Below are 12,087 nucleotides of genomic sequence, written 5' to 3'. Positions count from 1 at the left end.
CTTATTCCTAAACTACCGATGCTAGTAAGTATATGCACTAGCTATTAAACAGGAAAAGCGATGTAGCTTAATCGGTTAGGTTCTTTTGTACATAACGCACAACATCATAGGACTTGAAGTATTCCGCAATATCCAAGCAATCAATGGCTCTTTTAGGAAAAGATCTACCAACCGGTACCGTATAAGTTTTCTTCCAGTCTCCACCCTGTTCGATCATTTTTTTGAACAATTGTAACTCGTTGAGCTCCGCAGCCAGCATCAGCGGCGTATAACGCATACCATTTTTTACCACTTCAATATTTGGATTGGCACCAGCATTTAATAGGATTCGAGCAATCTGGCGCATAGAAGAAGGTTTGGGGAAGCGTTCCGTCATATATTCAAATAGAGCGTCCATCATCGCGAGGAATCTTTGGTCCTGTTGTTGAGCACTCAAATGAGAACTTAACTCAGCATTAAATGGTGAGCTCGTCCCTGCGAATAGAGGCCTAAGCTGATTCACTGCCTCTTCACTTGGCATCGACATAAGACTTTCCTTGAACTTGCTCGGATTCTTAATCATTGCCAGCTTACCCAAACAAGCATACAGCGACGTTTGATATTCAATACTTCCCTTCAGATCGATAGTGATATCCTTGCTCATCGATAGCACCTTTTTCACGATATCTGGACGACCACTCTCAACCGCTGCAAACAAAGGGAAGTTCATTTTTCGTGTAGAGACTGTATTTAGAGTTTTCTCACTGTGCGCATGCTCTGAGACAAGATTGAAAATTGAGTCGTCAAGTGGCGACGTCGGCTCACTAAAATCAAGATTCGCTAAAGCAATCAAAAGCGGGGACTCTCCCACTTCAGAAAGAGCATTAACACTCGCATTCAATTTAAGCAGCTTTTCAACTTCCTCAACGTCGTTATTTAAACAAGCATAGATAAGTGGTGTTGTCTTTCGCTTAGCTCCCCCATCAAGACCAATTTCAATTTTCTGACGTTTAGAGTCAAGCTGATCAGAAGAGTCAATCTCTTCTAGGATATGACCGACTTTTTGCTTGTATTCCGACCATTTAATTCCTGGATAACAAAGTTCATCAGGGAAGTAACGCTTAAATTCAGTGCGATAAGCCTCCACTTCGTTGTTAGCTAGAACCAGGTATTTTCCTGAATCTTCTGCTTGGTACTTCGCTGGCATCAGTTCATTAAAAAAGTAGACCTGTGCTGTTTTTAATCTTTTGAGAAAAACTAAATCTGGCCTAGTTTGATGAGCGGCGACCAACAACGACTCTTTGATGATCTCCCCTAGCGCTGCATTTGAATGATCCCGATACAAAGCCGCTGTATACGCTTGCTGATAGTACTCGTTCGCTTCGGTTAGCTCCCCAGACCAAATCGAATGCCTGGCTTTGTACCAAAGTAGATGATGGTACGCTTCTATCTTGCTAGGAAGCCCATCAATCACCAGCTCCAAGTTTGTTAACCGCTTTTCAAACTCGTTCTTGTGGGTCACAGACTTTGAAGTATGACTGACTGCCTCGTACCACTGTTTCAATGAACTGATCTGTTCGCAGAACTCATGATAATTTTTACTACGATTCCTGTTAGCGTCCAGAAAGGCTTTTGCATGTGAAAATGATACGTTCGTAAACGTCGAACTTGATTGTATATAACGAACAAAACGCGAGCTAATGATACCCCACTTGATCATTCTCCATGATTCGTCCGATAAGGCGTGATCAGCTGCGCTATCCATACTCATCACAAAACGAAAAGAAGGAAGTTCAGTTCCATTCCACCACGTTCGTAGCCGGTCTTTCATGTCCTTATCATCAAAACAGCTTTGAAGTAATGGAAGCATGTCCGGATTGAATAAGGTTAGCTCTATGTCATTTGGCAGACTGAGAGCTTGTCCAGCTTCCTCTTCATTCAAAAAGCAACTAAGTACAAGATTTTCAAAAAACCGCGTGCGCTCAAACAGTTCATTCGCCTGCTCAACAGAAAGACAATCCAATGGATAGTTTTTCATCCAATGAGCGTAACGTTTGAGTAAGTTAACCAAAAAGTTTTCAACTCTCGCTGATATCTCATCATCAAACTTTTGTCTTATTGGGTTCAGAATATTGAACGATAGAATTGCATGATACTTGTCGATGCTCAGCTCTTCTACTTTGCAGCTATCATCAAGTTGCTTCGCAGCACGCCTGCTGTCATCTTCGTCACTAGCTGTTTTTACGTCAAATGCAATAGCGACTTCGCGAAGTAAACACTGAATAGTGGGATACGGCTTAGCTCGATTTTTGTGAAGCAGCTTCATTGCTGATTATCCTTAGAATGTCTTTCTTGAAGTTAATGTAAGCCCGTCGGTCACTGGGAGTGGAAGGTATGGTTATACGTTTACCTAAAGGCGATAACAATGCAATATGTTTGGTACCACGGATAGCGGTCCAGCAGCTCAATTTCATTAATGAACGTACAAAATTATTGATATCCTTATCTTTGCTCATTCTTCGCATATAAACTCCTTTATAGGGCCGCAAACCGACCCTATGCCAAAATTAGTTATTTAGAACGCTTATCTACGACACTCTGAGCTTTGGCCGCAAAGCTGCCTTTTGGGATTTTGCCTCCATTGGCTTTTGCTGTGGCTGACTGTATGCGGCGAACATCAGTTTGAGTTAAAGGTTTCTTAGATTCCGTCATGGTATAGCTCCTGGTTGATTAAAACAGTTACATCTTAGTAATCAGGACTATAAAAATCGGCGAGGTGATTGGAGAGAATATTTTTAAATTGTTATTTATTCTTGGGGACCTTCCTGTATTTCAAAATTCATCGTTGTTGTAAGCACTCCTCCATCCACTCATCGACCTCACTTTCCACCCAAGCCACGGCCCTATCCCCCAAACTGATGGATTTTGGAAACTCACCATCATTCATTTTTCGGTAAATCGCTGAACGGCTTAATGCTGTTTTTTCCATTACTTCTTTTAGCTTTAGAAATCTCATGGGACGTCCTCCTATGGCTGTGGTCCTCATGGGATAAGCAGGTTCGGTAAAAAAAAGTGGCATCGGCGTAGAGTACGTATAATCAAAAATTCTTCAGGTATATGTCATCTCTGTGAATCCATTCCATGACAGATACAGGAAGCCTAAATATGTCCCAACTTCCCCGTTACGGTAGTTTGTTACCTCAAAAAGAATATGAGCACCGAGTGCTCGAAGAAGCCGCTGAAATACTCAAAGATCGTTATGTTCGTGGTGATGCGTTTTCAAGTCCCGCGGCAACCTCAGATTACTTACGCTTCAAATTGGCAGGGTATGAACATGAAGTTTTCGCGGTCATGTTCTTAGACAATCAGCACCGCTTGATTGAGTTTAAAGAGCTGTTTCGTGGCACGGTTGATTCCACAAGCGTTTATCCTCGCGAAGTCGTGAAAGAAGCGCTGCACGTTAACGCCGCTGCGGTGATCTTCGCCCATAACCATCCTTCCGGCTATCCTGAACCATCACAATCGGACAAACGGATCACTGAGCGTTTAAAAGAAGCACTCTCGCTGGTGGACATTCGAGTGCTTGACCATTTCGTTGTGGGAGACAGTTGCGTCTCATTTGCTGAGAGGGGGTTGCTATGATCATTGATGATTACAGAGGTATCCGGCTGCCAATCAGTTTTTGTGAAACGATGGATAACCTTTTGACGCGTTTCAAGGTTCCTGATGATGCAAAGCGCTTAGTATTCAACTTTAGAGATCCGACATACTATCAATCCAGAATGGGCTTACACCCAGTCGAAATACAATTAAGCAGAGACAATGATCGAGCGCCTTGGTCCTTGGCGTTTATAGCCAGTTTTTCTTATCAAAGCGATAGTGCCCAATCCCTTGATGTCGAGCTGTACTTTCATTTACGTAACCATTGGTGCTATCAGCCCGATGCTGGCACTGCTGATCTCTCTCAGCCTGCTGTTTTAGATCTTTTCAACACCTGGTGCACAGCACTAGAGCGACACATAAATCGCCGAGCATTCAGCGATATCCAGTTAAGCCAAATCCGTTAAATCCTTTACTGTTCACTTTAATCTTACCTTTGTAGGAGGCATCATCATGTCTGATATTTTGTTTAATACTTCAAGCTTGCCTGTTTCAAAATCACTCCATTCTCTTCTGAGTAAAAGTCTTATCGAGAAGCTCGCAGATGAGGAGCATATTGCCACCAGCACTTATCTTGTCTTTAACTTTCGTGACAGTTCATACAACGCAGAAGATGGCGGTTTTCATCCTGTAGAAATCGCTCTAGGCCAATCAAGAGATGGCCGCTGGAACATTGAATACATCACTGACTTTGCTTATGTAGGGAACTACTTTCCTGAGATTGAACGCTGCTTAGATTTTGATTTTCGCGATCAGTCCTTTTACGCACAGTATTGCGGCTGGGGACCTATCAAAGGGAACCGCTCTGCGGTAGAGCTTTACCAGTTATGGGAAAGTAACTTTCTTGCATACGCCGATATGGAAGCTTATGACCAGGTTTCCGTCGCACCGCAATGAACTTCCCTGAGTTACTTTGCAACTAACTACAATGCATTAACACCATGGATTGATGACTTGACAGATCACGTAAAGTCGAAGGTAAAACCCAGTGTTTAACCGTGATGGACAGACAAAAAATAAAGCCGATATAGCGCCCCATTTAGGACATTATATCGGCCTATTTTATTGCAAGCACTCGTCTTTGAGAGAGAGCCAAACCCTTGTGACACAAGGGCTGAGCACGTTCTAAAATCTGAGCTTAAGCAAACTCGTCTACAATTTGCCAAGTGCTTGTTTTGCCATGTTATACGCTTCTGTCAAAGCAGGATGGCTGCTTGCAGTTGCTCTGTTCACTTCAACGTATTTCTCAGCTCGAAGCACATCGACTTGTTGCCATAAGTCACGATTAGTCACTGGTTTTTTATCCGACTTTCGCCAGCCTTTTTTCTTCCAGGTATCAATCCACTCGTTAAACCCACGAGCACAGAAATCGCTGCTGGTATAGATAACATCGCCATCCCTTGCATACTGCATACACTCCACCAGCGCTATCAACTCTAGCTCAGTATTACTGGTGGAACCCTGCATAGGTAAACATTGTCGGTCCATTAACTCACCAGCTTTGTCATACACCACCAAACCAATTCCGCCACCTACACTGGACGCTGTGACTGCGATATACAACGCGCATGATTCATTTTTCATTGTTTGTTCCTTTTCTATTTTGACAACGCAACGTGCTTGTCTCTCATCAGATAAGGATGTGATGTGAAAAATGAAGTACGCTCGCATCACTGTGCCCTGAACCATAAGGACACGTTATGACCACCTTTTCTCCGCTACGCGAGAAGATCTTAAAGGCCCTACTGAAAGCCGCCCTCGCAGGCTATCACCATCTCAGTGCCCACTTTCAAAAGGTCAAAGCTGAAATGACAGAACTCAGTGACCACGATTTATTTGAAGAAACAAAGCATCACCCCACCCTGCATTTACGCTGCCTCTTGGCAAGCTTTGAGCTCATCCAGCGTGGCTACTATCTCAGCGATATTCGTGACGTGAGGAATGACCTTTAACTTCATGGCACAAGCAATATGCGTGTCAATTCACAAAACCATACCAATAAAATTGAGTGAGACATTATCTGTCTCACTCGTCCGTATTCTTTCAACAATTAACAGCACCGTGCTCTACGTGCGGATCGAGGATAAAGCAAATGAGTAAAAGCAACGTATTACATCACGTAGATGAACAATCTCTAAATGACCTTATTCGTCGCCATGAATCATTCACTTTAACGAATGTGAAAAATTTCAACCAAACGGTGAAGAAGGTAGAGCGACTAATAGAAAAACAAGGCCTTTCGTGCCGTGTGTATACCGCAGGACGCTCTGCCACCATGGCAGCGGCTCTAGCCTCAGGCCCAGCGGTCATCTTTGGTTTAGCGTCAGCCGCCGCCATCGCAGCTCATAAAGTTGCGACGTTAAACCCCGACTATGAAATCGCTAAGTATCCACTGGCTGACAAGCTTGTAGTGAACTTTAAGAAGTAACCCTAACTAGGACTGTGTGGCCACCAGTCCTCCCATTTTTCCCGCGCTCTCTCCAAACATTCATGTTTTGGGGCTAGATAAGTGTGCTTAAAATTTGGTGGTCCTATGTCTATTAGTACAAATCGACGAAGTGCCGAGCACCTCGAATTGATATTCGAGATTTATTCATTAATCCCCACAATACGGAAAATAACAGCACGTGAACTGCAACTTGCCCTTAGCGATAAAGGGATCACCCGAAGCAAACGTACTATCCAGCGCGGCCTTGATTGCTTATTGACTTACTTTGATGTTGAACAAGATGCGACAAGCAAGCCTTATGGTTACCGCCGTACAGCGAATTCAAAACTGGCCTTAGGTCCCCGTGAACACATGATTTTTCTGTGGGCTGAAGCCTACTTGAAAACGCTCTTACCACGTTCTTACCATCTCATGGTAGATAGTGCTTTCGCACCTTTTAGCACTCTAAGCACTAAGCGCAAACTGATCGATATTCGACAGCCTGTCGCTTCTTGCATCAAGGAAACTAGCAGTATGGTTTTTGAAACCTTATGTACTGCCGTGTTTTACCAACGTGAAGTTAGGTTATCACTCATAAACGTACCTCAGAGTCTGTATATCAATCCACTGGGATTTATCGTGGAGCAGGGTCATCTTTACCTTGCATACCAATATCAAAACATCTTTCACGCAGTCCTCATCGATGAGGTTTTGTCGGCGTATCTAACCACTTTTGCTTATCACTACCCCAACAATTTTTCACTTAGCAACATTCCCCTCTCTAAGAAGGAACTCACATAATGAAACACACAACGATAAAATCGACCATGGGTATATCTGGGTTATTACTACTAGCCGCATGTGGTGGCGGTAGTAACGGAGGTAGTACTAATCCAAGTACGCCTGCCAAAGTTAGCGGACTGGCGATTGATGGTTATGTTGAAGGTGCAACTGCATTCCTCGACTACAACTTCAATGGTGTAATGGACGAGAACGAACCACGTGATATTACTGACCAAAACGGACGCTTCGATTTTGTGATTGAAGAAGATGACTTAATCTGTAAAGAGTACTCGCCGATTATCGTCGATGTACCTGCTGGTGCATACGATAGCGATTATGGGTTAGTTGATAAACCTTATCGTTTAACCTTTCCGCCCTCATTCTCATCTGAGAACGTCGGCGAAGATGTATTTGCTACTACTCCATTCACTACAGTGATTTGGTCAGCTGTTGAAACAGACCTATTACAAAGTGGTGTAAGAAACTGTAAAGAGTTGGCTGCTAATACTGAAGCGCAAAACAAAGTTGTACGTCTAGTCGCTGAGAAGGAATACGAGTTGGGTAACCGCTACAACATTCCTGCTAACGAGCTATACGCAGACTTCATCGCTTCTGGTAACACCGAGCAGCATCAACTAGCCCAGCTTCTAACCAGCGGTCTAGCAAAAGGCTACGCTGAAACTTCAGCTCTAGTCGATGCGAACCCTAACGCCTGGAAAGCTACAGTTGAGTACTACGTTGAGAAAGACGACGCAGGTAATTTCACTAAGTGGTATCGTGAAGAACGCGTGTTTGATGCCGACACACATTCTCTACGTGTATTTGAAGTATCTGCTGACTTAGAAACTGTAGGCCGTCTCATCGTTTACCGTAACAAAATCAAAGCCGAAGAAGGCGCAGTGCAAAAATATACTGATGACCTAATCGACTACCTACCAGAAATCAGCAAATACGGTTGTGGTCTAACTAATGATTACGTACAGAACTCAAAAGACTACGGTAACGACACCGTTACATTCTCTGTATCAGCTTCTGTTCTAGTTGACGACCATACTGCATGTGCAGATCCACTCGTGTACTCTTCTAGCGTACCTTACGCTAACGTCATTCGTGAATTGAAAGACGGCAATGTGTTACTACAAGCTGGTATGTGGGGTTTTGACTTTGGTGACGATGCTGTTATCGATGATCTAATCAACGATGGTTTGTATTCTAACATAACAGACCCAACAGTACTGGACCAGTTCTCGACTTGGAACTACTCACTGGACTCAACTGAATCTTACAGTGCATCACGTTGGACTCGTACATCAGTTGTCAACACAGCTGAGAAAAACGTTATCACGGACGTGAACGACAAAGGTATCTGGATTGTACGTACCACTTACCCTAACGGCACTCACCAAACGCAGTGTGGTGACTCTCTAGATACTCTAGTGGACGTGGCTCATATAGGTATGTGTGAAGAGCTGCCCATAGTGCCTGCTAACTAATCATAACGAGTCGAGAGGGGATGTATCCCCTCTCTTTTTTTATTTTATTGAGCTACCAAAATTTCTGTTTCCAGTACCAAATTGCTTGGTGCGTACTTTGGCAAAGTAACTGAGACGACGAAATAGCTCGTCAAGAACAGAAGAAGACCTAAGGCTATTTACATCGATGTGGTATACACAATTGTCAGGAAAGTGCACTAGACGACAGCCATCATCAAGATCAGTATCTAATGCCCGACACCATGCCGTTTTAATTTTGTGAGATAGGTTGTTTCGGTTAGAGAATGACCCCAGGCTGTTATATACATCCTTGTTAAACAGCAGAACAAGGTGATAGTGATGATGTAACGCTTTATCTTTTTCCTTCACCCATACATATCTTAATCGACATTTCCGCTTCGGCTTTCCTGCTCTCTCTTTCCTTCTTAAATCAGCCTGTATTTGCGCATCCAACGAAGCAATGAAGTTTTTCATCAAATTGGATTCTTCCATCACCATTAAAAGCGGTAATCGCAAATCGACTCTGACCGCCATCGTTCTAGGATGATCATCCAAAGCTAAATCCAGCGTGTCATAAATCCTTTGTAGATAATCAACTAACAGCCCTTCTTTCTGTTTCAAAACAGGTAGGCCATTGAACTCATCATTATGAGTGACTTTCTTTTTCAATGTTTTCATTTTCTATACCTCTGGTTGGTTCGGTATAGAAAGGTGGATGGTTGTTAAAAATAATCTCACCTCACCATGGAGGTATATTAACCATAACCGCAATCCCCTATCTTAACTTTGGATAAGGAAAGACTTGTTCCTTGCCCACTTCAAAGCTAGACCTAGCAAAACATTTCAGATGAGCGTAGTGGTGTAAGTTACCGGCCAATCAGTTCAAAACTGATAACTCTGAAGTTAAGTTCTAAGGAAAATAGTGCGATTAGTATCAAAAAATTGCGCTTACACTAAGATAAATTCTAGGTTAAGAACAAATATTAACTACTAAAATGATACAAAGATTCACCAACAATGCTACTTTGTAACTATCAAAAAACTACTAAGTAGAAAAAATGAATCAGCCAAACGAAGAAACACTTAAGAGTTACTTAAAGAAATTATCTCAAACATCACTTGAACAAATAATAATCAGGGGGAATCAAGAAGGTTTCTTCGAAATCCCTGAAGATAAAATCTCTTTAAATCGAAAACGATTATCTGATCTCATTGAAGAAGGGTTAGCTAAGAGATCACCATTAAGGTCTAGCAATAGCAGCGTTGCAATATCAAGAATTAGCAGAATTATAGAGGGCATAATTGGCGAGGATTGCATTGATTTTTTAGATTCGGATGACAAATCAATACTGGTATTTATGCTTATGCGTTTATCGATAGAATATGAGCTATCCTACGCATTATCAGATGACATCATGCAATGCTCTGACATGACATCTTTAAAGGCAAAATTAAGAACATCCATACTTTCAATAAATGAAGACCCTGAAAAAATAAAGTCGCTAATAAGAATTTTGAAAGATGGTTACTTTTTGTCAAAAAAACACTTCAATTTCAAATGGTTAAAAAATGGCAACAAAGAGCAAGCGAGATGGGCTGTTGAATACATATCAGAAAACAAATTGATTTTAGAAGAGTACGAGAACCTCCCTTTAAACTTAATTACTGAGAAAAATTACGTCCCTATCATAGAAGGTATTTTTCATTCTTTATGCTTCTGTGAACGAGAACAAGCTAAGTTATACGAACGGTTCAAGCGTGCATGGAGCCAGCACAAATTCAGGAAAAAAGCTGAAAATGAGAATAAAGTTAGCGTTAGCTTCTTAATGAAAGATAAAACAAAAAAAAGACTTCAAGAAGTTGCCGATTTCCATGAAACAAGCATGATTGATGTAATTGAAAGACTGGTCAATTCCTCTTGGGAAGCTTTCAATGAGGGCGATGATTCTCTGTAGATTCTCTGATTAATATTCAATGAGGGCAAAAGAGCCCTCAAATAAATCATAACTCAGCATAGTAATATCTAGCGTTAACACGCTGCTGAATCCACTCTTGCACCTCACTCTCTACCCAAGCAACAGCACGTCCACCAAGCGGAACTTGCGCCGGAAACTGGTTTGCTTCGATAAAGCGGTACATACAAGAACGTGATAAGCCAGTCATGCCAAGCACTTCATTTAGACGGATCAAACGGATAGTTGATTTAGGCATACATACCTCTTCTGTTTGTGAATACCACATAGATAACATATGCCTGTAAAAATTTTGAACGATAGCAAGTGGCCGTATATTACGGCCATAAATCAGATAACCTGGCTTAAATGACGTGAACCTGTAACACTGTAACTTCCATAACTTGATTTCTCGATATGCCCACTCCACCAGGACATGAGTTGTCGCCGAGAGTCGAGGTAGTCTGTTCTGTTGTAGGCTTTGCGTATTTGGTTTTTATCGGTGTGAGCCAGCGCAGCTTCAATCACATCAGCATCAAACCCTTTTTCATTGAGTGTGGTACTAGCAAGTGCCCTCAGACCGTGAGCCGTCGTTCTATCTTTAAAGCCCATTCTGCCAAGCGCTTTGTTGGCGGTCTCGGAATCAGTGGGGACCTTAGGATTGCGGCTCGAAGGAAATATATAGTCTCGATGTCCGCTAATTGGCTTGATCGCTTCAAGAATTGCAAGAGTTTGCGTCGTAAGTGGAACTACATGTTCACGGTTCATTTTCATGCGCTCTTTCGGGATAATCCATAGCTGGTTTGCCATATCTATTTCTTCCCAGCGAGCGCCTGACGCTTCATTAGGGCGAACCATAGTATGAAGCTGCCATTCAATCAAAAAGCGCGTCACATGCTGAATATTGGCAGTTGCTACCGTGCGAATAAGCTCATGTATCTCATGAGGCTGTAGCGCTTTCATGTGCACTACTTTGTGCTTCTTGAACACATCACGGATACCAGATAATGGATTAGAATGAATCACTCCGCTGTTTACAGCATAATTCATGATCTCATTCATTAACTGCGCAGTACGTTTAACTGTTTCAAGTAGACCCTGTGACTCAGTTGGCCGTAAAGCAGCTATAGCAATTGGCGCCGTGATCTTACTTACTGGAATGGTGCCAAGCTTTGGAAAAGCGTAGAGTTCGAGCTTGCGCCAGTTACCATTGAGAGTCTTCTCTTTTATCTGCCCTTCTTTCGTAGCCTTCCACTGCTCAGCAACAAACTTGAACGTCGCATTTTGCTCAACAATAACTTTGGCTTTTTGCTCTTCTTTGGCCAACTGAGGATCAATACCATCCGCAAGCATCTTTCGAGCTTCTAGCGCTTTCTCTCGCGCTTCTGCCAAGGACATGTCTGGATAAGTACCAAAGGAAAGATAAGTGATTTTGTCCTGGCCAGGTCGTTTATAACGAAACTGCCAAGATCGTGAATTGCTTGTACGCACACAGAAGTAGAGATTGCCGCCATCAGATAATCGGTAGAGCTTATCTTTGGGCTTTGCCGTTTGGACTTGCCTAGCCGTGAGATTATTCGCCATTTTGATCCCTCAAGTAATACCTGAACAAAGCTCAATTTTCGAAAAATCTAGGTATTACTTTTGATCGATAACTGCTTAACTTACATCAAGTTAAAGATCGAATTGATAGAGAAAATGACAACAAAGTAATACCTGATTTAGTGCTCAAAAGTAATACTAGCATCAAGTAGGAATACTGGGTATTACTTTAAGTATTACTCTAGACAAG

16 protein-coding genes are annotated in these 12,087 nt (G+C 42.4%); 8 read left to right on the top strand and 8 right to left on the bottom strand.

What is annotated here, in order from left to right:
- Positions 1-67 precede the first annotated feature (67 nt).
- From AACW06_RS08065 to AACW06_RS08050, 4 genes are all read right to left on the bottom strand, one after another.
- Entirely contained in the window at positions 68-2,017 is a 1,950-nt protein-coding gene (locus AACW06_RS08065) for an ankyrin repeat domain-containing protein (RefSeq protein WP_192074675.1), read from the bottom strand.
- A gap of 259 nt (positions 2,018-2,276) precedes the next feature.
- Positions 2,277-2,495: a hypothetical protein gene (locus AACW06_RS08060; RefSeq protein WP_274694195.1), complete on the bottom strand. Its 219-nt coding sequence runs from the start codon at positions 2,493-2,495 to the stop codon at positions 2,277-2,279.
- Positions 2,496-2,550: 55 nt separating this feature from the next.
- Entirely contained in the window at positions 2,551-2,691 is a 141-nt protein-coding gene (locus AACW06_RS08055) for a hypothetical protein (protein WP_082957075.1), read from the bottom strand.
- A 127-nt stretch (positions 2,692-2,818) separates the two neighbouring features.
- A complete protein-coding gene (locus AACW06_RS08050) occupies positions 2,819-2,995 on the bottom strand; it encodes an AlpA family transcriptional regulator (RefSeq protein ID WP_176312359.1) in 177 nt (58 codons plus the stop codon).
- A 149-nt stretch (positions 2,996-3,144) separates the two neighbouring features.
- Here AACW06_RS08050 and radC point away from each other — a divergent pair, with 149 nt between their 5' ends.
- The 3 genes from radC to AACW06_RS08035 are packed head-to-tail and all read left to right on the top strand — an operon-like array spanning position 3,145 to position 4,536.
- On the top strand, positions 3,145-3,621 hold the full coding sequence (gene radC, locus AACW06_RS08045; RefSeq protein WP_176312360.1) for a RadC family protein: 477 nt from the start codon (positions 3,145-3,147) through the stop codon (positions 3,619-3,621).
- Positions 3,618-4,046: a DUF2787 family protein gene (locus AACW06_RS08040; RefSeq protein WP_176312361.1), complete on the top strand. Its 429-nt coding sequence runs from the start codon at positions 3,618-3,620 to the stop codon at positions 4,044-4,046. Before radC ends, AACW06_RS08040 begins: the two co-directional genes overlap by 4 nt.
- Before the next feature lie 46 nt (positions 4,047-4,092).
- A complete protein-coding gene (locus AACW06_RS08035) occupies positions 4,093-4,536 on the top strand; it encodes a DUF2787 domain-containing protein (RefSeq protein ID WP_176312362.1) in 444 nt (147 codons plus the stop codon).
- A gap of 255 nt (positions 4,537-4,791) precedes the next feature.
- Here AACW06_RS08035 and AACW06_RS08030 read toward each other — a convergent pair whose 3' ends face one another.
- On the bottom strand, positions 4,792-5,310 hold the full coding sequence (locus AACW06_RS08030) for a ribonuclease HI (protein ID WP_176312367.1): 519 nt from the start codon (positions 5,308-5,310) through the stop codon (positions 4,792-4,794).
- A 29-nt stretch (positions 5,311-5,339) separates the two neighbouring features.
- Between AACW06_RS08030 and AACW06_RS08025 the strand changes: the two genes are divergently transcribed.
- From AACW06_RS08025 to AACW06_RS08010, 4 genes are all read left to right on the top strand, one after another.
- A complete protein-coding gene (locus AACW06_RS08025; protein WP_006712693.1) occupies positions 5,340-5,591 on the top strand; it encodes a hypothetical protein in 252 nt (83 codons plus the stop codon).
- Positions 5,592-5,731: 140 nt separating this feature from the next.
- Complete coding sequence (locus tag AACW06_RS08020; protein ID WP_039554195.1) at positions 5,732-6,067, top strand: hypothetical protein; 336 nt, start codon at positions 5,732-5,734, stop codon at positions 6,065-6,067.
- Between the two features lie 105 nt (positions 6,068-6,172).
- A complete protein-coding gene (locus AACW06_RS08015) occupies positions 6,173-6,868 on the top strand; it encodes a hypothetical protein (RefSeq protein WP_192074674.1) in 696 nt (231 codons plus the stop codon).
- Complete coding sequence (locus tag AACW06_RS08010; protein WP_192074673.1) at positions 6,868-8,343, top strand: hypothetical protein; 1,476 nt, start codon at positions 6,868-6,870, stop codon at positions 8,341-8,343. Before AACW06_RS08015 ends, AACW06_RS08010 begins: the two co-directional genes overlap by 1 nt.
- A 39-nt stretch (positions 8,344-8,382) precedes the next feature.
- Here the strand turns inward: AACW06_RS08010 and AACW06_RS08005 are convergent, their stop codons facing one another.
- On the bottom strand, positions 8,383-9,021 hold the full coding sequence (locus AACW06_RS08005; protein ID WP_088732629.1) for an inovirus Gp2 family protein: 639 nt from the start codon (positions 9,019-9,021) through the stop codon (positions 8,383-8,385).
- A 380-nt stretch (positions 9,022-9,401) separates the two neighbouring features.
- Between AACW06_RS08005 and AACW06_RS08000 the strand changes: the two genes are divergently transcribed.
- A complete protein-coding gene (locus tag AACW06_RS08000) occupies positions 9,402-10,298 on the top strand; it encodes a hypothetical protein (RefSeq protein WP_192074672.1) in 897 nt (298 codons plus the stop codon).
- A 46-nt stretch (positions 10,299-10,344) separates the two neighbouring features.
- On the opposite strand, the gene AACW06_RS07995 is transcribed toward AACW06_RS08000, so the two are convergent.
- Positions 10,345-10,554: a helix-turn-helix transcriptional regulator gene (locus tag AACW06_RS07995; protein WP_192074671.1), complete on the bottom strand. Its 210-nt coding sequence runs from the start codon at positions 10,552-10,554 to the stop codon at positions 10,345-10,347.
- A gap of 92 nt (positions 10,555-10,646) precedes the next feature.
- The gene (locus AACW06_RS07990) at positions 10,647-11,879 is read right to left on the bottom strand and encodes a tyrosine-type recombinase/integrase (protein ID WP_192074670.1); all 1,233 of its coding nucleotides are present in this window, start codon (positions 11,877-11,879) and stop codon (positions 10,647-10,649) included.
- Positions 11,880-12,087: the final 208 nt, after the last annotated feature.

This window comes from Vibrio sp. S12_S33, from assembly GCF_963889785.1.
GTDB lineage: Bacteria > Pseudomonadota > Gammaproteobacteria > Enterobacterales > Vibrionaceae > Vibrio > Vibrio aestuarianus.
This window is presented reverse-complemented; position numbering and strand designations above follow the sequence as displayed.